At 63.8% G+C, this 23,939-nt stretch carries 22 protein-coding genes, 3 tRNA genes and 3 pseudogenes; 10 read left to right on the top strand and 18 right to left on the bottom strand.

Features of this window, described 5'->3' with window-relative positions; translation table 11 throughout:
• Positions 1-2: 2 nt before the first annotated feature.
• The 14 genes and pseudogenes from nuoL to ACZ1II_RS16785 form a co-directional block, all read right to left on the bottom strand.
• The gene (gene nuoL / locus ACZ1II_RS16720) at positions 3-2,099 is read right to left on the bottom strand and encodes an NADH-quinone oxidoreductase subunit L (protein WP_465144756.1); all 2,097 of its coding nucleotides are present in this window, start codon (positions 2,097-2,099) and stop codon (positions 3-5) included.
• A 4-nt stretch (positions 2,100-2,103) separates the two neighbouring features.
• Positions 2,104-2,409 carry an NADH-quinone oxidoreductase subunit NuoK gene (gene nuoK / locus ACZ1II_RS16725; RefSeq protein WP_054437643.1) on the bottom strand — a complete coding sequence of 102 codons (306 nt, stop codon included), beginning with the start codon at positions 2,407-2,409 and terminating at the stop codon, positions 2,104-2,106.
• Positions 2,406-3,023: an NADH-quinone oxidoreductase subunit J gene (locus ACZ1II_RS16730; RefSeq protein WP_465144757.1), complete on the bottom strand. Its 618-nt coding sequence runs from the start codon at positions 3,021-3,023 to the stop codon at positions 2,406-2,408. The genes nuoK and ACZ1II_RS16730 overlap by 4 nt, the downstream gene beginning before the upstream one ends.
• 12 nt (positions 3,024-3,035) lie before the next feature.
• Positions 3,036-3,521 (bottom strand): NADH-quinone oxidoreductase subunit NuoI, encoded by a 486-nt coding sequence (gene nuoI / locus ACZ1II_RS16735; protein WP_054437645.1) that lies wholly within the window; start codon positions 3,519-3,521, stop codon positions 3,036-3,038.
• On the bottom strand, positions 3,518-4,564 hold the full coding sequence (gene nuoH / locus ACZ1II_RS16740; RefSeq protein ID WP_465144758.1) for an NADH-quinone oxidoreductase subunit NuoH: 1,047 nt from the start codon (positions 4,562-4,564) through the stop codon (positions 3,518-3,520). Before nuoH ends, nuoI begins: the two co-directional genes overlap by 4 nt.
• A complete protein-coding gene (gene nuoG / locus ACZ1II_RS16745; protein ID WP_465144759.1) occupies positions 4,561-6,579 on the bottom strand; it encodes an NADH-quinone oxidoreductase subunit NuoG in 2,019 nt (672 codons plus the stop codon). The genes nuoH and nuoG overlap by 4 nt, the downstream gene beginning before the upstream one ends.
• Positions 6,579-7,880, bottom strand: a complete 1,302-nt coding sequence (gene nuoF / locus ACZ1II_RS16750; RefSeq protein WP_465144760.1) for an NADH-quinone oxidoreductase subunit NuoF — start codon at positions 7,878-7,880, stop codon at positions 6,579-6,581. The genes nuoG and nuoF overlap by 1 nt, the downstream gene beginning before the upstream one ends.
• The gene (locus ACZ1II_RS16755; RefSeq protein ID WP_465144761.1) at positions 7,880-8,548 is read right to left on the bottom strand and encodes a complex I 24 kDa subunit family protein; all 669 of its coding nucleotides are present in this window, start codon (positions 8,546-8,548) and stop codon (positions 7,880-7,882) included. Before ACZ1II_RS16755 ends, nuoF begins: the two co-directional genes overlap by 1 nt.
• Positions 8,541-8,741, bottom strand: a complete 201-nt coding sequence (locus ACZ1II_RS16760) for a hypothetical protein (protein ID WP_465144762.1) — start codon at positions 8,739-8,741, stop codon at positions 8,541-8,543. The genes ACZ1II_RS16755 and ACZ1II_RS16760 overlap by 8 nt, the downstream gene beginning before the upstream one ends.
• Positions 8,738-9,061 (bottom strand): nuclear transport factor 2 family protein, encoded by a 324-nt coding sequence (locus ACZ1II_RS16765; protein WP_465147322.1) that lies wholly within the window; start codon positions 9,059-9,061, stop codon positions 8,738-8,740. Before ACZ1II_RS16765 ends, ACZ1II_RS16760 begins: the two co-directional genes overlap by 4 nt.
• Positions 9,062-9,096: 35 nt before the next feature.
• Positions 9,097-10,308, bottom strand: coding sequence for an NADH-quinone oxidoreductase subunit D (locus ACZ1II_RS16770; RefSeq protein WP_147215131.1), 1,212 nt, complete (start codon positions 10,306-10,308; stop codon positions 9,097-9,099).
• A gap of 14 nt (positions 10,309-10,322) precedes the next feature.
• A pseudogene (locus ACZ1II_RS16775) lies at positions 10,323-10,934 on the bottom strand (NADH-quinone oxidoreductase subunit C); the annotation flags it as partial.
• 7 nt (positions 10,935-10,941) lie between these two features.
• Positions 10,942-11,511, bottom strand: a complete 570-nt coding sequence (locus ACZ1II_RS16780) for a NuoB/complex I 20 kDa subunit family protein (protein WP_465144763.1) — start codon at positions 11,509-11,511, stop codon at positions 10,942-10,944.
• Entirely contained in the window at positions 11,508-11,882 is a 375-nt protein-coding gene (locus tag ACZ1II_RS16785) for an NADH-quinone oxidoreductase subunit A (RefSeq protein WP_021234985.1), read from the bottom strand. The genes ACZ1II_RS16780 and ACZ1II_RS16785 overlap by 4 nt, the downstream gene beginning before the upstream one ends.
• A gap of 451 nt (positions 11,883-12,333) precedes the next feature.
• Between ACZ1II_RS16785 and ACZ1II_RS16790 the strand changes: the two genes are divergently transcribed.
• Positions 12,334-13,527 (top strand): thiolase family protein, encoded by a 1,194-nt coding sequence (locus ACZ1II_RS16790; RefSeq protein ID WP_465144764.1) that lies wholly within the window; start codon positions 12,334-12,336, stop codon positions 13,525-13,527.
• Between the two features lie 84 nt (positions 13,528-13,611).
• Here the strand turns inward: ACZ1II_RS16790 and ACZ1II_RS16795 are convergent, their stop codons facing one another.
• Positions 13,612-14,109: an SH3 domain-containing protein gene (locus ACZ1II_RS16795; protein ID WP_465144765.1), complete on the bottom strand. Its 498-nt coding sequence runs from the start codon at positions 14,107-14,109 to the stop codon at positions 13,612-13,614.
• Positions 14,110-14,191: 82 nt separating this feature from the next.
• Here ACZ1II_RS16795 and ACZ1II_RS16800 point away from each other — a divergent pair, with 82 nt between their 5' ends.
• From ACZ1II_RS16800 to ACZ1II_RS16815, 4 genes are all read left to right on the top strand, one after another.
• Positions 14,192-15,205 (top strand): 2-hydroxyacid dehydrogenase, encoded by a 1,014-nt coding sequence (locus ACZ1II_RS16800; protein WP_465144766.1) that lies wholly within the window; start codon positions 14,192-14,194, stop codon positions 15,203-15,205.
• Positions 15,206-15,316: 111 nt separating this feature from the next.
• Complete coding sequence (locus ACZ1II_RS16805; RefSeq protein ID WP_465144767.1) at positions 15,317-16,627, top strand: ammonium transporter; 1,311 nt, start codon at positions 15,317-15,319, stop codon at positions 16,625-16,627.
• On the top strand, positions 16,624-17,082 hold the full coding sequence (locus ACZ1II_RS16810; RefSeq protein WP_465144768.1) for a DUF805 domain-containing protein: 459 nt from the start codon (positions 16,624-16,626) through the stop codon (positions 17,080-17,082). Before ACZ1II_RS16805 ends, ACZ1II_RS16810 begins: the two co-directional genes overlap by 4 nt.
• A 73-nt stretch (positions 17,083-17,155) precedes the next feature.
• The gene (locus tag ACZ1II_RS16815) at positions 17,156-18,121 is read left to right on the top strand and encodes an NAD(P)H-dependent flavin oxidoreductase (protein WP_465144769.1); all 966 of its coding nucleotides are present in this window, start codon (positions 17,156-17,158) and stop codon (positions 18,119-18,121) included.
• 260 nt (positions 18,122-18,381) lie between these two features.
• On the opposite strand, the pseudogene ACZ1II_RS16820 reads toward ACZ1II_RS16815, so the two are convergent.
• The 3 genes and pseudogenes from ACZ1II_RS16820 to ACZ1II_RS16830 form a co-directional block, all read right to left on the bottom strand.
• Positions 18,382-18,561 (bottom strand): annotated as a pseudogene (locus ACZ1II_RS16820) (AHH domain-containing protein); the annotation flags it as partial.
• A gap of 96 nt (positions 18,562-18,657) precedes the next feature.
• The gene (locus ACZ1II_RS16825) at positions 18,658-19,344 is read right to left on the bottom strand and encodes a hypothetical protein (protein ID WP_465144770.1); all 687 of its coding nucleotides are present in this window, start codon (positions 19,342-19,344) and stop codon (positions 18,658-18,660) included.
• A 200-nt stretch (positions 19,345-19,544) separates the two neighbouring features.
• On the bottom strand, positions 19,545-20,018 hold the full coding sequence (locus ACZ1II_RS16830) for an NAD(P)H-dependent oxidoreductase (RefSeq protein ID WP_465144771.1): 474 nt from the start codon (positions 20,016-20,018) through the stop codon (positions 19,545-19,547).
• 64 nt (positions 20,019-20,082) lie between these two features.
• Between ACZ1II_RS16830 and recJ the strand changes: the two genes are divergently transcribed.
• The 5 genes and pseudogenes from recJ to ACZ1II_RS16855 form a co-directional block, all read left to right on the top strand.
• Positions 20,083-21,885: a single-stranded-DNA-specific exonuclease RecJ gene (gene recJ / locus ACZ1II_RS16835; protein WP_465144772.1), complete on the top strand. Its 1,803-nt coding sequence runs from the start codon at positions 20,083-20,085 to the stop codon at positions 21,883-21,885.
• Positions 21,886-22,013: 128 nt separating this feature from the next.
• Positions 22,014-22,088, top strand: a tRNA-Glu gene (locus ACZ1II_RS16840).
• Positions 22,089-22,125: 37 nt separating this feature from the next.
• Positions 22,126-22,200, top strand: a tRNA-Glu gene (locus tag ACZ1II_RS16845).
• A gap of 38 nt (positions 22,201-22,238) precedes the next feature.
• A tRNA-Glu gene (locus ACZ1II_RS16850) sits at positions 22,239-22,313 on the top strand.
• A 935-nt stretch (positions 22,314-23,248) separates the two neighbouring features.
• Positions 23,249-23,614: pseudogene (locus ACZ1II_RS16855) on the top strand (integrase core domain-containing protein); the annotation flags it as partial.
• Between the last annotated feature and the right edge of the window lie 325 nt (positions 23,615-23,939).

The raw sequence follows: 23,939 nt of genomic DNA on the forward strand, positions 1-23,939 counted from the left end.
TCTTATCCCGCGATCACCCAGCTGATGGCGCCGACAAGGCCCAGCAGCATGACAAGAGCGTAGCTGTACAGATAGCCCGACTGGACCTTCTGCGCGTAAGTCGAACCCCTGGCGACGACCCAGGCGGCACCGTCGGGACCGAACTTGTCGATCACGCCGATATCCAGGACCTTCCAGAACACCTTGCCGAACCAGAAGGCCGGACGGACGAAGATGTTGTGGTAGAGTTCGTCGAACATCCATTTGCGGAACACGAAAGTGTAGACCGGCCCGAGCTGTTCGGCGAATGCCTTGGGGAACGAGAGGTTCTTGATGTAGCCGTACCATGCGATCAGCAGGCCCAGCGACATCACGGTGAACGGTGCCCACTTCACCCAGGTCGGCACGCCGTGCATCGCGTGGATCAGGTGTTCGTGGAACACCAGGGCGCCCTTCCAGAACTCGCCAGTCCCTTCCGAGACGAAGGCGTGGTTGAAGACGAAGCCTGCAGCGACGGCACCGATCGAAAGGATCAGCAGCGGCAGCAGCATGACCAGCGGGCTTTCGTGCGGATGGTATCCGCCCGTGCCGTCGCCGTGCTGCGTGTAGTCCGGGCCGCGCGAACCGAGTTCCGGGGCGGCATGGTCGTCGTCGCTGTGGTCTTCGTGAGCATGATCATCGTGCGCATGATCGTCGTGACCGTGGCCGTGCGCGTCATGGACGGCGTGCTGGATATGCTCCGACTGGATCCAGCGCGGCTTGCCGAAGAAGGTCAGGAAGACCAGGCGCCAGGAGTAGAAGCTGGTCATCAGCGCGGCGGCGATGCCCATCCAGAAGGCGAAACCGCCCACTGCCGTGCCCGAACCGAAGGCTGCTTCGAGGATCGCGTCCTTCGAGTAGAAGCCTGCGAAGCCGACGAAGCCCGCGATACCGACGCCGGTGATGGCCAGCGTACCCGCCGTCATCGTCCAGAAGGTGATCGGGATGTGCTTACGCAGCGCGCCATAGAAGCGCATGTCCTGCTCGTGGTGCATCGCATGGATGACCGAACCGGCACCGAGGAACAGCAGCGCCTTGAAGAAAGCGTGCGTGAACAGGTGGAACATGGCCGCGCCATAAGCGCCGACGCCGGTGGCGAAGAACATGTAGCCGAGCTGCGAGCAGGTCGAATAGGCGATGACGCGCTTGATGTCCCACTGCGTGCAGCCGACGGTGGCGGCGAAGAAGCAGGTGCAGGCGCCGATGAAGGCGATGAAGTGCATCGCCGTCTCGCTGGTTTCGAACAGCGGCGACAGGCGGCAGACCATGAAGACGCCGGCGGTGACCATCGTGGCCGCGTGGATCAGCGCCGACACCGGGGTCGGGCCTTCCATCGCGTCCGGAAGCCAGGTGTGGAGGCCGAGCTGCGCCGACTTGCCCATCGCACCGATGAACAGGAGGATGCAGATCACGGTCATCGTGTCGAAGCGGTGGCCGAGGAAGCCGATCGTCGAACCGGCCATGCTGGGCGCGGCGTGCAGGATCTCGGGGATCGAGACGGTGCCGAACACCAGGAAGCAGCCGAAGATGCCGAGCATGAAGCCAAGGTCACCGACGCGGTTGACCACGAAGGCCTTGATCGCGGCGGCACCGGCCGAAGGCTTGCGGAACCAGAAGCCGATCAGGAGATACGAGGCCAGGCCCACGCCTTCCCAACCGAAGAACATCTGCACCAGGTTGTCCGCGGTCACCAGCATGAGCATGGCGAAAGTGAACAGCGAGAGGTACGCGAAGAAGCGCGGCTGATCCGGCTCCTCGCTCATGTAGCCCCACGAATAGAGGTGCACGAGCGCGGAGACCGAGGTGATGACCACGAGCATGACCGCGGTGAGCGAGTCCACCCGCAGCGACCAGTCCCAGGTCATGGCGCCCGACTGGACCCACTTGAGGACCGGCACGACGCTGGCTTCGGCGTTCCCGGTGAGGAACTGGATGAAGATCGGCCAGCTCAAGCCGCAGGCAATGAACAGCGCGCCGGTCGTCAGGACCTTTGCGGGAACATTGCCCAGCTGCTTGTTGCCGAGCCCGGCGATGATCGCTGCCAGTAACGGCAGGAAGACGATGAACAGGATCGGGTGCAAGGCCTTATCCCTTCATCCGGTTGACGTCGTCGACAGCGATGCTGCCGCGTCCGCGGAAATAGATCACGAGGATTGCAAGCCCCACTGCGGCCTCGCCGGCAGCAACCGTCAGCACGAACATCGCGAAGATCTGGCCCGTGAGGTCGTGCAGGAACGCGCTGAAGGCGACGAGGTTGATGTTGACCGCAAGCAGGATCAGTTCGATCGCCATGAGCAGAACGATGACGTTCTTGCGGTTCAGGAAAATGCCGAGGACGCCGAGCACGAAGAGGATCGAGCTCACGACCACGTAATGTTCGACGCCGATCACAGCGAAACCCCCTTGCCCACTTCGGGCTTGACGTTGACGGTCGCCTCGTCGGGACGACGCGCGATCTGCTTGCTGACGTTCTGGCCGCGCGTGTCGCCACGCTGACGGTGGGTCAGGACGATGGCACCGACCATCGCGACGAGCAGGATCAGGCCGGCCGCTTCGAACAGGAACAGGTAGCGGCTGTACATCAGTCCGCCAATCGCCTCGATGTTCGAGGCTCCGACCGGCGTCGCCGCCGTGCCGTCAGGCGTGCCGAGGTTCAGGGCGCCGGCCTTGTAGGCACCGATGCCGAGCACCATCTCGGCGAGCAGCACCAGGGCCACCAGCATGCCGAGCGGAAAGTTCTTGATGAAGCCTGCCCGCAGTTCGGCGAAATCGATGTCGAGCATCATGACGACGAAGAGGAACAGCACCGCGACCGCGCCCACGTAGACGATGATCAGCAGCATGGCGATGAACTCGGCCCCGGTGAGCATCATGAGCCCGGCGGCGTTGAAGAACGCCAGGATCAGGAACAGCACCGAATGGACCGGGTTGCGCGAGAGGATGGTGGCGGCCGCCGAAGCGATCGTCAGCACCGCGAAAAGGTAGAAGGCGAAAGTCTGGATCATGTCCGCGGCCCCCTATCGGTACGGTGCGTCGGCTTCAAGGTTCGCGGCGATAGCCCGCTCCCACTTGTCCCCGTTCGCCAGTAGCTTGGCTTTGTCATAGAGCAGTTCTTCGCGCGTTTCGGTCGCGTATTCGAAGTTCGGCCCCTCGACGATGGCATCGACCGGGCAGGCTTCCTGGCAGAAGCCGCAGTAGATGCACTTCGTCATGTCGATGTCGTAGCGCGTGGTGCGGCGCGAACCGTCGTCACGCGGCGCGGCCTCGATCGTGATCGCCTGCGCCGGGCAGATCGCCTCGCAGAGCTTGCAGGCGATGCAGCGCTCCTCGCCGTTGGGATAACGGCGAAGGGCATGCTCACCACGGAAGCGCGGCGAAAGCGGGTTCTTCTCGAAGGGGTAGTTGATCGTCGCCTTGGGCTTGAAGAAATACTTCAAGGTCAGCCAGTGCGCCTTCACGAACTCCCAGAGCGTGAAGCTCTTTATGAGTTGTCCGACGGTCATTGGAAGTGTCCGGTAGCCATGAGGTAGCCGCTGACGAGAACAACGAACAGCAGCGATACGGGCAGGAAGACCTTCCAGCCCAGGCGCATCAACTGGTCATAGCGGTACCGGGGAACGGTGGCCTTAATCCAGCTGAACACGAAGAAGAAGAAGAATATCTTGAGCAGGAACCATACGAAGCCCGGCACGAGATAGAGAACGGGGATGTCGAGCGGCGGCAGCCAGCCACCCCAGAACAGCGTCGCGTTGAGCGCGCACATCAGGAGCACGTTGGCATATTCGCCCAGCCAGTAGGCGGCGAAGGCCATCGACGAATATTCGGTCTGATAACCGGCGACGAGTTCCGATTCCGCTTCGGCAAGGTCGAAGGGCGCGCGCTGCGTTTCCGCAAGGCTCGAAATCAGGAACATCACCCACATCGGGAACAGCAGCGGGTTCGCGACGAAACCGTTGATCACGCCGAAGACGTGGCCCTTCTGCGCCCAGACGATGTCGTTCATGTTGAACGTGCCCGCCCAGAGAACGACGCAGATCAGGATGAAGCCGATCGAGACTTCATAGGAGATCATCTGCGCCGAGGCGCGCATCGCCGAGAAGAACGGGTACTTCGAGTTCGAAGCCCAGCCCGCCATGATCGTGCCGTAGACACCCAGCGAGCTGATCGCGAGGATGTAGAGCAGGCCGATGTTGATGTTGGCCAGGATCGCGCCCGAGTTGAACGGGATCACCGCCCAGGACAGCAGCGCCAGGGTGAAAGTCACGATCGGCGCGATTAGGAACAGGCCCTTGTTCGCCGCCGAAGGAACGATGGTTTCCTGAAGGAAGACCTTCAGACCGTCCGCGAAGGACTGGAGCAGGCCGAACGGGCCGACCACGTTGGGGCCGCGGCGAAGCGCCATGGCGGCCCAGATCTTGCGGTCGACATAGATGATCATGGCGACTGCCAGCATCAGCGGCAGCGCGATGAGCAGGATGCCGCAGACGGTGGACACGAACCATGCCCACTCGTAGCTCATCCCGAGAGTCTGGAAGAAAGCGGTCATTCCGCGGCCTCCGCGATCTCTTCTCCGTGGAGAAGTTCAGCCGAGCAACGCTGCATGACCGCGCTCGCACGGGCGATCGGGTTGGTCATGTAGAAGTCCTTGATCGGATAGGCGATCCGGCCGGCAGCGGAACCGCCGCCGTTCGGCAGGACGCTGCCGTAATCGGCAAGGCCTTCGCTGCCGAGCGCAGGCACTTCCGCGATCATCGCGTCGCGCAGCTGGTCGAAGCTGTCGAAGCCAACCGTAACACCAAAGGCATCGGCGAGCGCCCGCAGGATCGTCCAGTCTTCGCGGGCGTCGCCCGGTGCGAAGACGGCCTTGTCGGCCCACTGCACGCGGCCTTCGGTGTTGACGTAAGTGCCTGCCTTTTCGGTATAGGCCGAAGCGGGCAGGATCACGTCCGCCGCGTGGGCGCCCTTGTCGCCGTGATGACCGATGTAGACGATCATCGAACCGGCGAACTGGGTGAAGTCCACTTCGTCGGCGCCGAGCGCGAGCAGAACCTTGGGCTTGGCGGCGACGAGGTCGGCAATGCCGCCCTTCTGCGCGTAGCCAAGCATCAGGCCGCCCATGCGGGCCGCTGCCATGTGGAGGACGTTGAAGCCATTCCACCGGGTGCCGTCTTCAAGATCGCGAACGAGGTTGAACTGGGCCGCGAGCGCGAGGCCCGCTTCCAGACCGCCACGGCCGAGCGCCGCACCGCCGAGGATAACCGCCGGACGCTTCGCGTTCGACAGCGCATCGGCGACGTTCTGCGGAAGATTGCCGAGGACCGAGAGGTCTTCGCCCAGGAACTCGCCGCCGAACGTGGTTTCCCACTCGGGACCGACGAGGAACACCTTGGCGCCGCGCTTCACCGCCTTGCGCAGGCGGACGTTGAGCAGCGGAGCTTCCCAGCGCACATTGCTGCCCGCGATCAGGATCGCGTCGGCGGTCTCGATGCCGGAGAACGTGGTGTTGAAGTTGACGGCGGCGAGGCTGTCGGTCGCGTAGTCCATCCCGGTCTGGCGACCTTCGACGAGCTTCGAACCGAGCGCGCCGACGAGCTTCTTGGCGGCGAACATCGTTTCGCAATCGATCATGTCGCCGGCGATGGCGGCGATCGAATTGCCCGGGTTCAGCGTGGCGATGGCGGCGAAAGCCTCGTTCCAGCTGACCGCGACGAGCTTGCCGTCACGGCGCAGGAACGGCTTGTCGAGACGGCGCTTGGTAAGCCCGTCGACCATGTAGCGCGCCTTGTCGCTGATCCATTCCTCGTTCACGTCGTCGTTGTTACGAGGAAGCACGCGCAGCACTTCGCGGCCGCGCGCATCGATGCGGATGTTGGCGCCGGTGGCGTCCGACACGTCGATGCCCAGCGTCTTCTTGAGTTCCCAGGGACGGGCCTCGAAGGCGTAGGGACGCGAGGTAAGCGCACCGACCGGGCACAAGTCGATCACATTGGCCGACATCTCGTGCTTGGCAGCATGTTCGAGATAGGTCGTGATCTGCATGCTCTCGCCGCGATAGAGCGCGCCGATCTCGTCCACACCGGCGATCTCTTCCGAGAAGCGCACGCAGCGGGTGCAGTGAATGCAGCGCGTCATCGTGGTCTTGATGAGCGGGCCCATGTACTTTTCGGTGACCGCGCGCTTGTTTTCGTCATAGCGCGAAGCGCCGCGACCGTAAGCGACGGACTGGTCCTGAAGGTCGCACTCGCCGCCCTGATCGCAGATCGGGCAGTCGAGCGGGTGGTTGATGAGGAGGAACTCCATCACCCCTTCCCGCGCCTTCTTGACCATTTCGGAATCCGTGCGGATTTCCTGGCCTTCGGAGGCAGGAAGCGCGCACGAAGCCTGGGGCTTCGGCGGTCCGGGCTTCACTTCGACCAGGCACATGCGGCAGTTGCCGGCGATGCTCAGACGTTCGTGGTAGCAGAAGCGCGGGATTTCCTTGCCAGCAAGCTCGCAGGCCTGCAGCACGGTTGCGCCGGTGGGGACGTCGATCTCGACGCCGTCGACTTTGACCTTGGGCATTACTCGGCAGCCTCGCGGACGTTTTCGGCGATCCGGCGCTCAAGCTCCGGACGGAAATGACGGATCAGGCCCTGGATCGGCCACGCCGCAGCGTCGCCCAGAGCGCAGATGGTGTGGCCTTCGACCTGCTTGGTCACCTGCTGCAGCATGTCGATTTCCTCGACTTCCGCGTCGCCGGTGCGCAGGCGCTCCATCACGCGCCACATCCAGCCCGTGCCTTCGCGGCAGGGGGTGCACTGGCCGCAGGACTCGTGCTTGTAGAAGTACGAGAGACGGCTGATGGCGCGGACGATGTCGGTGGACTTGTCCATGACGATGACGGCAGCGGTACCGAGGCCCGAACCGACGGCGCGCAGGCCATCGAAGTCCATCGGCGCGTCCCAGATCTCGGCAGCCGGAACCAGCGGAACCGACGAACCGCCGGGGATCACCGCCAGCAGGTTGTCCTTGCCGCCGCGAATGCCGCCGCAGTGACGCTCGATCAGCTCGCTGAACGGGATCGACATCTCTTCCTCGACCACGCAGGGACGGTTCACGTGCCCGCTGATCTGGAAGAGCTTGGTGCCCTTGTTGTTCTCACGGCCGAAGCTGGAGAACCACGCGGCGCCGCGACGCAGGATCGTCGGCGCAACGGCGATCGATTCCACGTTGTTGACCGTGGTCGGGCAGCCGTAGAGGCCTGCGCCTGCCGGGAACGGCGGCTTCAGGCGGGGCTGGCCCTTCTTGCCTTCGAGGCTTTCGATCATCGCGGTTTCTTCGCCGCAGATGTAGGCGCCGGCGCCGCGGTGGACGAAGACGTCGAAGTCGTAGCCCGATCCGGCGGCATTCTTGCCCAGCAGACCGGCTGCATAGGCTTCCTCACGCGCGGCGAAGAGCACTTCGGCCTCGCGGATGTATTCGCCGCGGATGTAGATGTAGGCCGCGCGCGCACCCATGGCGAAGCCCGCGACCAGCGCGCCTTCGAACAGCAGGTGCGGATCGTGGCGCATGATCTCGCGATCCTTGCACGAACCCGGTTCGGATTCGTCCGCGTTGATCACGAGGAAGCTGGGCTTGGGATTGCCGTTCTGGTCGAGCGGCGGCTGCTTGGGCATGAAGGACCACTTCATGCCAGTCGGGAAGCCCGCACCGCCGCGACCGCGCAGACCCGAAGCCTTCATCTCGTCGATGATGGCATCACGGCCGCGTGCGATCAGGTCCTTGGTGTTGTCCCAGGCACCGCGCGCCTGCGCTTCCTTCAGGTTCCACGGCTGATAGCCGTAGAGGTTGGTGAAGATGCGGTCCTTATCGAGGAGAGCCATTACCACTCACTCCGATAGTCATGGTTTTCGGTGATCATCGCCACCAGGTTGGTCGGCTCGCCCACCGGTTCGACGGTGTGACGGGCGGGGTCCTGGGTGCCGGCCTTCGGCGTTTCACCACGCGCCAGCGCGTCGAGCACCGCATTCAGGCGCTCCGACGTGAGGTCTTCGTAGTTGTCGTCGTTGATCTGGACCATCGGCGCCGAGGCGCAGTTGCCCATGCACTCGACTTCGGTGAACGACCACAAGCCGTCTTCCGAAATGTGGCCCTTCTTCATGCCGCGCGACTTGCAGGTTTCCAGCAGATCGTCCGACCCGCGCAGCATGCACGGCGTGGTACCGCAGACCTGCACGTGGAACCGGCCGATCGGCGCGATGTTGTACATCGTGTAGAAGGTCGCGACCTCGACGACGCGGATCACCGGCATGTCGAGATAGGCGGCGATGTATTCCATCACCGGGATCGGCAGCCAGCCCTGCGTGTTCAGCTCGGCACCAACCTGACGCTGGGCGAGGTCGAGCAGCGGCATCACCGCCGAGCGCTGGCGCCCGGCCGGATAGCGGGACACGACATCCTTCGCCTTTTCGGCGTTCTCGGCGGTCCAGGCGAAATTGCCCCAACGGGCCCGAAGTTCGGGCGTGTCGGGTTCGATATAGCGGTCAGCCATGCTTACCCCTGCGCTTCAGCCACTGGTCCTGGCCGAAAAGAAACAACTCAAAGCCGCCGATCGCAGTCACCAGCATCGGCAGCACGGCCGTGGGCTGGAGATCGAGATAGACGGCGGCAAAATACCACACCGCGAGGATCACGCCGGTAACGGCGGCCCAGATGCGGGTGAGTTCGAGCGTGTTGAATGTCATCGGATGAACTCAACCCGCGAGCACTTGTCGCCCTCGAAGCTGTAGACGGCCAGAACGTCGAAAGGATCGACGAGATCGGAACCGTCCGTCGCCGGGCCGCGCGTCACGTGCTCGCGCAAGACGACATAGTTGTCGGTCTCTTCGCGCGAGACGATTTCCGCCTTGTTCTCGGGCCACTTGGCGAAAGCCGCCTTGAGGCCCGAGCGCGTGCCCTCCTTGCCCTCGCGAACCACAGCGCCGCGATAGTTCGCTTCGCTGGCTTCGTCGGTCATGAAGGTCACGTAGAGATCGGCGTCCTGCGCATTGTAGGCGGCGATCATGGCCTCGGCGATTGCCAAGAGAGTGGAGGGCTTGCTCAACGGTCGCACTCCCCGAACACCACGTCGATGGCGCCCAGAATGGCCGTCGCGTCGGGAAGCATGTGCCCCTTCGACATGAAGTCCATCGCCTGGAGGTGCGAGAAGGCGGTCGGGCGGATCTTGCAGCGGTACGGCTTGTTCGAGCCGTCCGACACCAGATAGACGCCGAATTCGCCCTTCGGGCTTTCCGTGGCGACGTAGACTTCACCGGCCGGCACGTGGAAGCCTTCGGTGTAGAGCTTGAAGTGATGGATCAGCGATTCCATCGACTGCTTCATCTCGCCGCGCTTGGGCGGAACCACCTTGCGGTCGGACGAAGCAACCGGGCCTTCCGGCATCTCTGCCAGGCACTGCTTCATGATCCGGGCCGACTGACGCACTTCCTCGACGCGGACCATGAAGCGGTCGTAGCAGTCAGAGTTGGTGCCGACGGGGATCTCGAAGTCCATGCGGTCGTAGACGTCGTAAGGCTGCGCCTTGCGGATATCCCAGGGGATGCCCGCGCCGCGGATCATCGGACCGGAGAAGCCCCATGCCAGCGCGTCTTCCTTGCTCACCAGCGCGATGTCGACATTGCGCTGCTTGAAGATGCGGTTGTCGACCACGAGGCTCATCGCGTCCTCGAACAGCTCCGGCAGGCGCGTGTCGAGCCAGTCGGCGATGTCGGTCAGCAGCTTGAGCGGCACGTCCTGGTGGACGCCACCGGGGCGGAACCAGGCCGAGTGCATGCGCGCGCCCGAAGCGCGTTCGAAGAAGTTGAGGCAGTCCTCGCGGATTTCGAACAGCCACAGGTTCGGGGTCATCGCGCCCACGTCCATGACGTGCGAGCCGATGTTGAGCATGTGGTTGCAGATGCGGGTCAGCTCGGCGAACAGCACGCGCAGGTACTGCGCGCGGATCGGCACTTCGAGGTTGAGCAGCTTCTCGATCGCCAGGACATAGGAATGTTCCATGGCCAGCGGCGAGCAATAGTCCAGGCGGTCGAAGTAGGGCAGCGCCTGAAGGTAGGTCTTGTGCTCGATCAGCTTCTCGGTGCCGCGATGCAGCAGGCCGACGTGCGGGTCGATGCGCTCGATGATCTCGCCATCGAGTTCCATGACCATGCGCAACACGCCGTGCGCCGCCGGGTGCTGCGGACCGAAGTTGATCGTGTAGTTGGTGATGACTTCATCGCCGGTGGTCGGCGACTGTTCGAGCTGGATGCTCATTTCGCCTCTCCTTCGGCCTTTTCATCGCCCGGCAGCACGTATTCCGCGCCTTCCCAAGGGCTCATGAAGTCGAACTGGCGCAAGTCCTGCGCGAGCTTGACCGGCTCGTAGACCACGCGCCTGTCCTCTTCGGAATAGCGCAGCTCGACATAGCCGGTGAGCGGGAAGTCCTTGCGGAACGGGTGGCCCTCGAAACCGTAGTCGGTGAGGATGCGGCGAAGGTCGGGGTTGCCCGCGAAGATCACGCCGTACATGTCGAACACTTCGCGTTCGAGCCAGCCCGCGTTGGGCCAGAGCGTGGTCACGGTCGGCACCGGAGTGTTCTCGGCAGCCGAGACCTTCACCATGATGCGATGGTTCTTCGTCACCGAAAGCAGCATGTAGACGACTTCGAAACGCTCGGGACGCGACGGATAGTCGACGCCGGCCATTTCCATCAGCTGCTGGTATTCGTGACGGTCACGCAGCAGGCGAAGGGCGTTTTCGATCTGGTCGCGCGCGACGGTGAGCACGACTTCGCCGTGCTCTTCCTTGGTCGCGATGACCATATCGCCAAGCGCGGCCGAGAGGGTCTCGACCACGCCTTCGTTCGACGCGAACCTGGGGGCGGAATGCAGAACAGTCATCGTGCCCTTACCTTTCGAGCGCGCCGACGCGGCGAATCTTACGCTGCAACTGCATGATGCCGTAGAGCAGCGCTTCCGCGGTCGGCGGGCAGCCCGGCACGTAGATGTCGACCGGAACGACCCGGTCGCAGCCGCGCACGACGCTGTAGCTGTAGTGATAGTAGCCGCCGCCGTTGGCGCACGAGCCCATCGAGATGACGTACTTCGGGTCCGACATCTGGTCGTAGACCTTGCGGAGCGCCGGAGCCATCTTGTTGCAGAGCGTGCCGGCCACGATCATCACGTCCGACTGACGCGGGGACGCGCGCGGCGCAGCGCCGAAGCGCTCCATGTCGTAACGCGGCATGTTCACGTGGATCATCTCGACCGCGCAGCAGGCGAGGCCGAAAGTCATCCACCACAGCGAGCCGGTACGGGCCCACTGGAACAGCTCTTCGGTCGAGGTGACGAGGAAGCCCTTGTCGGACACTTCCTGGTTGAGGTCCTTGAAGAAGGCCTGATCGGGCGGCACGATCGCGCCGCCCTGAGCGAGTGCCGGAGCGAGAGGCTGTCCGGCGGAATTGACGAGCGTGCTCATTCCCAGTCCAGAGCTCCCTTCTTCCATGCATAGGCGAGGCCGATGGCCAGTTCTCCGAGGAACACCATCATCGTCAGCCAGCCGGCCCAGCCGGTCAGCTTGAGCGAGACGGCCCAGGGGAACAGGAACGCGGCTTCAAGGTCGAAGACGATGAAAAGAATCGCCACGAGATAGAAGCGCACGTCGAACTGGCTGCGCGGATCTTCGAACGCGGGGAAGCCGCATTCGTATTCGCTGTTCTTGTCGGCGCTGGGGTTGTGGGTGCCGGTCAGGCGCGAAACGCCCAGCGGCAGCAGCACGATCACCGACGAAAGCGCGAGAGCTACCGCGAGAAAGATCAGGATCGGCAGGTATTGTGACAGATCAGTCAATGGTTCTGGCCTCATACCGGATACGGCAGCCGGACTCATGCCATAAGACAACGCCCGGTCGTTGCGGGCGCTCTTAGGCCAGCCCCCTGCCCTCCGCAAGGGTGTCGAACCGGAATAAATGGCGGAACTCTGCGGTGTTGCGAGTGATTCGCAACAACTTTAGAGGGCGAAATGGTTCGTTACGATGTCACATTGAGCGGAAACCCGCAGAAGCCGGGAGGAAGCCCTGAGATCGGGCAATTTCAACGGCAAACCTTTCCGCTGTCGGACGGATGCAAGATTTCGCATCGGGCTTGCGAAAATCGACGCAGAACACGTCCTTCAAACGCCATCACGAAAGGGCATGTTCACTTCCGGCAAGGAAGGAGTCGCCAATTGCATTTGGTGCGGTGCAGCACTACTTCACTTGCGAAGGATACCTGATTTTCAACGCGTGAAAGGCAACATAATAATGGCCCAGATCTCGGCTTCGGACCCGATTGTCATTCTCTCTTATGCCCGTACCCCCATGGGCGGCCTCCAGGGCGTTCTTGCCGAAGTCTCGGCGACCGAGCTTGGCGCAACCGCCGTCAAGGCCGCCGTGGAACGCGCCGGAGTCGCCGGTGAGGATATCGAACGCATCTACATGGGCTGCGTGCTGCCGGCGGGGCTGGGCCAGGCCCCTGCCCGCCAGGCCGCACTGAAGGCGGGCCTGCCCAAGTCGGTCGAGGCCACCACCGTCAACAAGGTCTGTGGCTCGGGCATGCAGACCGTCATCATGGGCGCCGAGGCGCTGGCTTCCGGCTCGCTCGACGTGCTGATCGCGGGCGGCATGGAATCGATGACCAATGCACCCTACCTGTCGAAGAAGCACCGCTCCGGCGCGCGCGCCGGTCACGACACGCTTTATGACCACATGTTCCTCGATGGTCTGGAAGACGCCTACGAGGGCGGCTCGATGGGTTCCTTCGCCCAGGTGACGGCGGACGAGTACCAGCTCACCCGCGAAAACCAGGACGACTATTCGATCGAATCGCTGCGCCGCGCACAGGAAGCGATCAGCAACGGCGCCTTCAAGGACGAGGTCGTTCCGGTCACCGTCAAGACACGCAAGGGCGAAGTCGTGATCGACACCGACGAGCAGCCGCCCAAGGGCAATGCCGACAAGATCCGCACCTTGCGCGCCGCCTTCGCCAAGGACGGCACGATCACCGCGGCAACCTCCAGCTCGATCTCGGACGGTGCCGCCGCCGTCGTCATGAGCCGCGCCAGCATCGCGGCGGACAAGGGCCTCACCCCCGTCGCAACCGTGGTCGGCGTCGCAGCCCATGCCCATGAACCGGCAAAGTTCACCACCGCGCCGGTCGGCGCGATCACCAAGCTGCTGGACAAAGTGGGCTGGAAGCTCTCCGACGTCGATCTGTTCGAAGTCAACGAGGCCTTCGCCTGCGTCGCCATGTTCGCCATGCACGACCTCGGCATCCCGCGCGACAAGGTCAACGTCAACGGCGGCGCTACCGCGCTCGGCCATCCGATCGGCGCCTCGGGCACCCGCATCATCGTCACCCTCATCAACGCCCTCAAGTCGAAGGGCCTCAAGAAGGGCGTCGCCTCGCTCTGCATCGGCGGCGGCGAAGCGACGGCCGTAGCAATCGAACTGGCCTGATCCGACTTACCCTGCCCCCAAGAAGAAACCCCCGTCCTTGCGGCGGGGGTTTTTCTTTGTCTTTCGTACTTTGGAAGCGAAAGCTCAGGGCGCTCCGGCACCCCAGAGCATTTCCTGCTCCACGAAGCCCTTGTGCCCCTGCACGTCGAATGGGCACCAGCCCTCCTTGCAAGCGCCAAGCAGGCCGACCACGCCCGGCTCGATCCGCCAGAGCATCGCCGAAGAGGAATTGGCCTCGGCCCGCATCTCCACCGGCGCCTTGCCGCCTGAACCTTTAACAAGGGCCGAGCGCTGGCGGGAGAGCAGCAGGTCCCGCATCCAGCCCTTGGTGCCGTCCGGGTCTTCGACGAGACGCCACGGCCCCTCGCGGCGCAAGACCTTCACCGGCAGGTGCGGCCGCCGGTAAACCCAGTCGATCCGGTACGATTCCCCCGGCCCCACCCGCAGATTCGCAAGGTCGGTATCGACCGAGGCCCAGTAGGGGACCTTGTCGTCCTCCGCCGCATGCGCGGCCATGCCCAGCGAGGAGATCGCCACGGCACAAGCCGCGATCACAGACTGTCGAACTTTGCGAGAAAACATCGCCGTTTCATACTCTGTTACACGAGGCTTCTTCAAGCATTCTTGACCCCCAGCCTGTGGAAGGCCTAGCCCGGTTTTCGAGATGACTCTGGTAACCGAAACACCGCTTGCCCCCAAGCTGACCGGCCGTCCTCGCGTCGTGGTCACACGCCGCCTCCTGCCTGCTGTGGAGGCGCGGATGGCGGAACTGTTCGATGCCGAGTTCAACCCCGAAGACGCACCGATGACGCGCGCCGAGCTCGCGGAAGCGATGCAGCGCTGCGACGTTCTCGTGCCCGCTGTAACCGACCGGATCGACACCGACCTGATCGCCGGCGCCGGAGAGACACTCGGCCTGATCGCCAATTTCGGCGCCGGCACCGAACATATCGACGTGGCAGCCGCTCACCGACGCGGCATTCTCGTCACCAATACCCCGGCAGTGTTCACCGAAGACACGGCCGACCTGACCTTCGCGCTTATTCTCTTCGTTTCCAGACGCTTCGGTGAAAACTCTCGCATTCTTCACGAAGGCCGGTGGCAAGGCTGGGGACCTTCCGAGATGCTCGGCACGAGCCTTCACGGCAAGCGCCTGGGTATCGTCGGCATGGGCCGGATCGGCCAGGCCGTCGCCCGCCGCGCTCACGCTTTCGGCATGCAGGTCGCCTATCACAATCGCCACCGGCTGCCCGACGCCATCGAGGCCGAATGCGCCGCCAATTACGAAGCCGACTTAGACGCCCTGTTCGCGGCTAGCGACGTGGTCACGCTGCATTGCCCGGCGCTTCCCGGCGGCGCCCCGCTGGTCGACGCGCGCCGCCTGTCGCTGATGAAACCGGCGGCGAGCCTCATCAACACCGGGCGGGGATCGCTGGTGGACGAGGAGGCCCTGATCGCAGCCCTCACGGAAAACCGCATAGCGGGTGCCGGGCTGGACGTCTTCGCGCGCGAACCCGAGGTCGATCCCCGGCTGCTCGCCTTGCCGAACCTCGTCGCCCTGCCCCATCTCGGCAGCGCGACGTTCGAAGGGCGCCAGGCCGCAGGCGAAAGGATCATCGCCAATATCCGCTTCTGGGCCGACGGGCATCGCCCGCCCGATCAGGTGCTGCCGGATTGACCTGGAACCGAGGAAACCCGCGCAGGTGCAATCGCTTGTGCCGGACCGCATCCCTGTTCTAGACCATCGATCGGAAGGCGACCGCCTGCGGCCGTCCGATGGGGAACACCGATGAAACGACGCGGGCTCACGCCCTTTTTCGGCGCGCTTGCGGCCTTGCCCGCTCCTGCCCTGGCCGTGCCGCAGCAGGGCCGAATCGATCTGGCGAACAGCGGCGACACCGCCTGGATCATGGCCTGTGCAGCGCTAGCCCTGAGCCTCGCGCTACCCGGCATCGCGCTCTATCATTCGGGCCGCGCCAACGATCGTTGCGGTCTCTCGGTCCTGATCCAGTCGGCCACGGTAGTGGCCATCGTGACCCTGCTCTGGCCGATCGTCGGCTATACGCTGGCCTTCGGCGATATCACGACTGGCTGGCTCGGCAGCGGCAATGCCTGGATGCTCGGACAGCTCGGCAATGTTCGCAGCGGCACGAATACGCCGGAAAGCGCCTTCGCCCTGTTCCAGATCGCCGTCGCCGCGCTCGCGCCGACGCTCATGGTCGGTGTCTGGGCCGAACGCGCGCGCTTCGGTTGGGTCGCCGTGTTCTGCGCGCTCTGGACGCTCGTAGTGCAGGCTCCGATCTCCCACTGGGTCTGGGGCGGTGGCTGGCTCGCCCACAGGTTCGGCGTCCTCGACTGGTCGGGCGGACTGGTGATCTTCGCCAGTTCGGGCGTTTCCGCGCTGGTGGTCGTCGCGATCCTCGGTCGGCGGATCGGCTTTCCGGACAGCCTGTCGCAGCCGCGTAGCCCGGCCCTGTCGCTGACCGGCGCCGGGCTTGCCTGGATCGGCATGCTCGGCCTGTGCGGAGGCTGGGCGCTGGCCGCGAACGACGATGCCGCCGCCGCCATGATCGCCGCCCACCTCGCCACCGCTGCCGCTGCCCTGACATGGATCGCCGCCGAGCGACTGGCGGCGGGCCGCGTCAGCGCGGAAGGCCTCGCCAAAGGAATCATTGCCGGCCTGGCCGTTATCGCACCGGCGGCGGGCTACGTCTCGCCGGGCGCCACGCTGATATTCGGTGCCGCAGGCGCGCTGATGGCCTACCACGCCCGCGGTCTCGTGCGCCGCCTCGGGCTGGACGACGCTTTCGACGTTTTCGCCATTCCCGGCCTCTGCGGCATGCTGGGCGCCATCCTGCTTGGCCTGTTCCTGTCGCCCGACCTCGGAGGCGTCGGATATTATGGAAACAACACCATGATATCGCAGATTATTTCCCAAGGCATCGGCCTCGGCGCAGTCGTACTGTGGTCAGCGTTGGCGACGGCGATCGTCGCCCTGATGGCATCGCTCGTCTTTCCGATGCGCGTATCCGAAGATGCCGAGCGGGACGGCCTCGACCTCTCCAGCCACGGCCCACGCCGCGACGGCGCAGCGCAATGACAGCTGGCTATACCCAAAACCTGCGCCTGACGATCCGTCGCAGCTTCGATTTCTCCGGCAGGTCCTCCCGCTCCGATGCCTGGACCTACCTTCTTGTCGCGGCCCCGGTGGTTTCCATCCTCTCCAGCGCAACGGCCCGACTGATCGAGCCACCCGCTTCCGGATGGCTATCCCTGGCCATCGCCCTGATCTGCGCGCTTCCCGCACCGGCCCTCGTGATCCGCCGGTTTCACGATTTCGGGCGCAGGGGCTGGTGGAGTATCGCGCTCGTTCCGGGCGCTCTGCGATGGCTCTTGCTGGACAGCCTGCAACGCGCTTTCGGGTGGGGCGTCCGGGCGGCGACCGAAAACGTGATCCACTGGCTCGACTGGGCCATTTTCCCGGCTTTCGCCCTAGCCTATCTCGCGCTTCTGGCATGGCCGGGGACGAAGCACCCCCAAGGCGCCGCCACCTGAAAGCCAACTGCCCCTCGACAGAGGATTACCGGCGATCTATGCCCGTTTAATCGATCACTTAAACGGACCGGACATGACCCTTCCCGCACCTTTCGAGAACCTGCGCCTTCCCGTGATTGCGGCCCCCATGTTCATCGTCTCGACCCCCGAACTGGTCGCGGCGCAAGTCCGTTCCGGCATCGTCGGCAGCTTTCCGGCGCTGAATGCCCGGCCTGCCAGCCAGCTTGACGAATGGCTCTCACAAATCAGCGAAGAAACAGATGGTTGTGAGGCGCCTTTCGCGGTCAATCTGATCGTCCACAAGAGCAACAATCGCCTTGAGGAAGACCTGAAAGTGCTGGAACGGCACAAGGTTCCGCTGGTCATCACCTCGCTGGGCGCGATCCCCGAGGTGAATGCCGCCGTCCACGGCTGGGGCGGCATCGTGCTCCACGACGTGATCAACGATCGCTTCGCCCGCAAAGCCGTTGAGAAAGGCGCGGATGGCCTGATCGCGGTCGCGGCAGGTGCCGGCGGACATGCCGGGCCGCAATCGCCTTTCGCCCTCATGCAGGAGATCCGGAGCTGGTTCGACGGTCCGCTCGCGCTGTCCGGCGCCATCGCCTGCGGACGCTCGATCCTCGCCGCGCAGGCCATGGGCGCCGATTTCGCCTATGTCGGGACCCCCTTCATCGCCACGCGTGAGGCCAATGCCGCCCAGGGCTACAAGCAGGCCATCGTCGAGGGTAATGCAGCCGATATCGTCTACTCCAGCCTCTTCACCGGCGTCCACGGCAACTATCTGCGCGCCTCAATCAAGGCGGCGGGACTCGACCCGGACAATCTTCCCGAAGGCGACAAGAGCCAGATGGACTTCGGCTCCGGCGGCAATACGGCAGCCAAGGCGTGGAAAGACATCTGGGGTTCGGGACAGGGCATCGGCGCCATTTCGTCGGTCGCCTCGGTGGAAGCGCGCGTGGCCGAATTCGAGGCCCAGTATGTTTCCGCCCGCGACGAATTATTCCGCCGCACCGGCATGACCGGAATGCCTTCGATCTGAGGAAACGCGGTACCGCACCACAAGGTCTCGGCAAGTTCATCCAGTTCCGAAAAGTCGCGCTCGGCTTGCAGAGGATCGTGGCGATTGAGCCTTGGCCGTCGCCGCGATCCGCCGAGCAGCAATCGGCGCAGCGCACGTTGCAGCAGATCGACACGCATTCCTGCTTCGATGGCAGCGCCTCCGGGATCGAAGCGGCGGCATCGCCCCCAGCCCGCCTCGATCTGTCCTACCCGTTCGCCCACCATTTCGCTGTAGCGCCGATGGGGGCCGCGATGGAGCGGCAGTCCCAGGCGGATGCTGGCCGTCTCGTTGCAGGGAAGCAGGAGGCCGTTCCTGCGAAAATCCTCGAAACGGATGCGCCTTCCTCCCACTGCGTCGAACAGTCCCCGGAAGCAATCTCTTCGCCCGATCTGCAAGGGAAGCAGGTGATGCCGCTGCAAGCCCCCATCATGGTCTGGGAAGCCCCGGCGATTGACCGCACGGAAGGAAAGAGACTGTCTCAGCGGAATGGGAGATGCCCGAGAGTGGGATAACGATCAGGTCTGGCGCCAGACCCAGATTTGCCGCCCGGTCTGAGAAGGTTCCACCAGCAAGCGTCCGCGCGGCGAATCGATTTCCCGAGGTCCTTCCAGCTTCCCTTGGCGGACCAGAAAATCGACAACCCGGATGGCGAGCTTGAGGCTGTCAGATGCACTCTCCCCCGCGGCCCCCTCCAGCTGCATTTCCTGTCCGGAAAAGCGCGCCAGGCCTCTGGTGCCGATGCTGCCATCCTCCGCCCTCAGAAGCGCCGTCAGACCAAGCGCGGGGAATGCGCCCCCTGCCAGCCAGTTCACGACAAGCTGCGCGAAATAGCGCGGCTCCATGACCGTCTGCGCTGATTGCCAGCCCACGGCCGCTACCGGCAGTTTCAATGCAAGACTGGCCGCCAGTCCCGCAAGAATGCGGATCACCGGCAGCAATCCCGCCCCTCCGACGATATGACCGCCAGGCACCAGTTCCACGGTTTCCATACCGTCACTGCAAAATGGGCTGTCGAACCCGTGCTGCTGCACGATCTCCATCGAACGAGCGGGCACCGACGGAGCCAGTCCCACCAGATCGAAAGTCAGCCCATTCGCAAGCAGTTCCAGCCAACCTTCGCGATCGGGCGGACGATGCACGATCCGTGCCGTGACTTCGGCGCCGCCACCCGCTCCCGGCTCCATGCCGAGCACCGAATCCATCATATCGGCGGAGGGTCTTTGGCCGGGCGGAAAGAACAGCGAGACGCCATTTCGTTGCACGCTGCCCTGCCCCCCGCCATGGCGAAGGGAATGGGGCTCCAAAGTGTCGGGCTCGGTCGTTTTCACGCCCTTAGTTAGGCTACAGTTCGCGGTGCGCGTCCAGTCTGTTTGCTAACTACCACAACCGAAACGGTGGCTTTTCAGAAGATGCCCATGCCCAGCCCTTCACCAAAGGCCGCTCCCAAGCCGCGACATGCTGCCAGATCCCGGTCCGAAACGGTCTTTTCCGCCCGAATCTGGTCGGGCGTCTGCGCGCCGAGATTGACGATCAGCGGCGGCGCCACGCGCTTCAGGCGCCATCCGGTAACGATCCGATCGATCTGCGCCTGGGCGCCCGCGCCGTCCGACCCCGCCGCGATGGCCGTTGCGTAGGGCCTCCCCTCCACACGCCCCAGCATCGGGTAGTAACAGCGGTCGAACATTTCCTTCATCAGTCCTGACATGCTGCCGAGGTTCTCGGGACAAACGAAGACATACCCCTTCGCCCCCAGCAGGATCGCGGGCATGGCCTCCGCCGCGCCCAGCAGCACCCCCTGCTCTCCCGCCCCTTGCGCGATCGCCGCCGCCATCGCGCGTGCGGCGCCGGTGCGGCTGTGCCAGACTATCGCGAGCATCACTCTCTCCTTTCGCTCGGAGCCGCCCTTTCCGCGCAGTGCCAGTTAGTCTAATCGCATCGCCATGGCTTCGCGACCTGTAACTTCCGTATTCGGCATCGAACGTTCCCTCACCGGCAAGGCCTGGCGCTGGCGGGGCGGCAACATGGACCTTTCCGACAGTTCCTCAGGCTTCCCCGGCGGGCTGGAGGACGACATCGTCACCCAGATCCTGCTCTCCCGCGGCGTACCGCGCGAGGACCTGGAGCGCCACCGTACTCCTTCACTGCGCGCGTTCCTGCCCGATCCTTCCGAATTCCGCGACATGGATGTCGCCGCCGAGCGACTGGCACAGGCCGTCATGACGGGCGAGCCGATGACCCTCTACGGCGACTACGACGTCGACGGCGCGACCAGCGCGGCGCTGCTGATCCTGCTGCTGCGCCAGCTCGGCCACGAGGCCAACTACTACATTCCCGATCGTCTGCTCGAAGGCTACGGCCCGAGCGGTGAAGCGCTCGTCCGTATCGCCGGGGAAGGCTCTCGCCTGATCGTCACCGTCGATTGCGGCGCAATGGCCTACGAGGCGCTGGAAATGGCCCACGGCGCTGGCGTGGACGTGATCGTCGTCGATCACCACAAATGCGCGGCCGTGCTTCCCCGCGCCGCCGCACTGGTCAACCCCAACCGCCTCGACGAGAACGAAGTGGCAGCAGGACACGGGCACCTCGCCGCGGTCGGCGTTGCCTTCCTGCTGGCCGTCGCCACTTTGCGCACCTTGCGCAAGCGCGGGTTCTTCAAGGATCGCCGGGAGCCCGACCTCTTCGCCCTGCTCGATCTCGTCGCGCTGGGTACGGTGGCCGACGTCGCCGCGCTCCACGGCCTCAACCGAGCGCTGGTGGCACAGGGCCTCAAGATCATGGCCAGGCGCGACAACATCGGCATGGCGGCGCTGATCGATGCGAGCCGCCTCAACCGCGCGCCGACCTGCTCCGACCTCGGCTTCGCACTCGGCCCGCGCATCAACGCCGGCGGGCGGGTGGGCGAATCGACGCTCGGCGTGCGCCTGCTCACCACCACCGATCCGGACGAGGCCCGCGACATCGCCGCCCAGCTCTCGCGCCTCAACGACGAGCGACGCGGCATCGAACAGGTCGTCCAGGAAGCTGCGGAAGCGCAGATCGAACGCCAGCACAACCGCGCGGTCATGGTCCTTTCCGGTGCAGGCTGGCATCCGGGGGTGATCGGCATCGTCGCCGGGCGGATCAAGGAAAAGACCGGCAAGCCCACCCTCGTCATCGCCATGGATGCCGACGAGGCGGGCAACGGCAAGGGATCGGGTCGCTCGATCCCCGGCGTCGACCTCGGCGCCGCGATCATTGCGGCACGCGAGGCGGGGCTGCTGGTGGCGGGCGGCGGCCACGCCATGGCAGCGGGCCTGACGGTCGCGCCGGACAAACTGGAAGCGCTCGCAGAATGGCTCGATTCGCTGCTGGCGGCGGATGTCTCACGGGCCAGCGCCAACCAGTCGATGCTGCTCGATCTGGCGCTGGCGCCGGGCGGCCTCACGCCGGAATTGGTGGAGAAGTTGGAAAGCGCCGGTCCCTACGGCATGGGCTGGCCGGGGCCACGCGTGGCGGTCGGGCCGGTGCACGTCATCAAGGCCGATACCGTGGGCGCCGATCACGTGCGCCTGATCGTCGGCGGGCGCGACGGCGGGCGGTTCAAGGCCATGGCCTTCCGCTCTGCCGAAAGCGAAATGGGACAGGCCCTGCTGCACAACTCGCAGGGTCGCCGCCTCTGGCTGGCCGGCCGTGCGAAAATCGACGACTGGGGAAGCCGCGTAGCTGCCGAACTTCACATCGACGACGCCGCCTTTGCCGACTGAAAACGGCGGATTTTCGCGCCCTTGACGACAAGTGTCACAGAGAGTTCAAATTATTATCGATGAGGGGGTTGACCCCCCACCGCCCCCCCGCTAGAGGGCCGGTCCTGCCTCCGGCGCAACCCGGAAATGGCCCCTTCGTCTAGCGGTTAGGACGCGGCCCTTTCACGGCTGAAACACGGGTTCGATTCCCGTAGGGGTCACCATTCCGATGGTGCGTGGATGCAGATAAAATGGCTTAACGGCCCCTTCGTCTAGCGGTTAGGACGCGGCCCTTTCACGGCTGAAACACGGGTTCGATTCCCGTAGGGGTCACCATTTTTCAACCACTTTCAAGTGGTTTGCGCTGGCCAAACGGCCCCTTCGTCTAGCGGTTAGGACGCGGCCCTCTCACGGCTGAAACACGGGTTCGATTCCCGTAGGGGTCACCAGCATTTTCAAGCACTTAGTTTGCTTATCTCTCCAGAAAATTTCCCCGATCTAATATGGATCTAATATCCGACTGCGGATAATCGCGGACATGTCGCGTGCTCCAGAGGAGCAATTTTCCACAGCGAAGCCGCGACCATTCAGCCGCGGCTTGCGGGAGATTGGGTGACGATTCGTCGCCTACACCAAACCCCGGTCATTAAAGTTGTGGCGCCATTGAAGTCGCCGCGATCACGCGCTTGCTACTGAGTTCAATTTTAACAGCGCAAACACAGCTCGAGGCCTGCCTGAGCCGCACCCGCGAAAGCGGCCGCTGGAGCGAAGCAAGCACTCGCCCCAAACTCTACCCTAGATTAATGCACCCGTTTATAAGGAGCCCTAGTTGAGAAGAGACTCGCAAGCTCATATAATCAGCTGCCATTTCCGGTCGCGATCCAGAGGTGCGGGTAGCGCCCCATTCCGGTCGCTCGGCCGCCGGTTTTAGATCGTCAGGTGCAAACGGTCCACTATTTCGGCGATTATCGGGAAGGCAAGGAATTCATGCCCTTGTCGGGGACGGCAAATCTCGCTCCAGCTGCCGCTCGATAATTGCCGAGATGCAACAGCGGCCGGTTTTAAGCCGGCGACTTGCGCTGAAACAAGCAGGTTTCAGGATGGGCACGCATCAATTTGCTTCAGATTTCTGTCCGCCGCGCTTTCCTAAGCCGCTCACCTTTTTTGCAGCGAGCTTAGCACTCTCCTCTTTAAGCGGACGCGAAACCGAGCAAACTTCCTGGGTTGACCTGCTCCCCGTAAACTAGTCCGAATTTGGTGAGAAATTCTCGGTTAGGTTTGGCGAACGCCGAACAAGGGAAACCGTGGATGAAAACGTCGAGTTTCAGCGAGCGACAGATCGCGTTCATTCTCAAGCAGGCTGAGGACGGAACGCCCCTTGAGGAGGTGTGCCGATGTCGTCAAAACCCTTGAAAGGGTTGCTGCTACGCATGGGCGACCGCAGCGTATTCGTCTGGACAATGAGCCGGAATTTATCTCGAAGGATTTGGATCTTTGGCCTTGGACGCACGGTGTCGTCCTCGACTTCAGTCGCCTCGGCAAGCCGATCGACAATGCGTTTGCCGAGTCCTTCAACGGCCGCGTCCGAGCCGAATGCCGCAACGCCTTTTGCTTCTTGAGCCTGGACGACGCTCGGGTAAAATGTGAGGCTTGGCGGGTAGATTACAACGAGGTTCGTCCGCACAGCTCCCTCGGCAACCAAACCCCGATGGAGCACGCTTTTGCATCAGGGCTGGCATGCCAGCCCTGATGCAAAAAGCAGCCGGCTTTTCTCACAAAGGCCGGACCAGTTTGCCGGGCTCGTTCGCACCGGCCACTGGGCCTCTGTTTAGGCCGGGGTGCGCGGCAATCTGACTCCATTCTGCTCGGGGAAATCAACATCCCTGCGCAATAATCGAAATATTTTCCTCGTCCGTACTGAGCATTTGATGCGGATGAACGTCATACCTCTGTAACCAATAGGGGGTAACATGGCGAATAGGATTGTATTTGGTCTCGTCGAAAACCATCCGAGCATGATAGCTCTTGCTGCTGCGATGCTGTCGACTTCCCTAGCGGTTACACCCGCGCTCGCA

The sequence above is a fragment of the Novosphingobium sp. BL-S-20 genome (assembly GCF_055521635.1).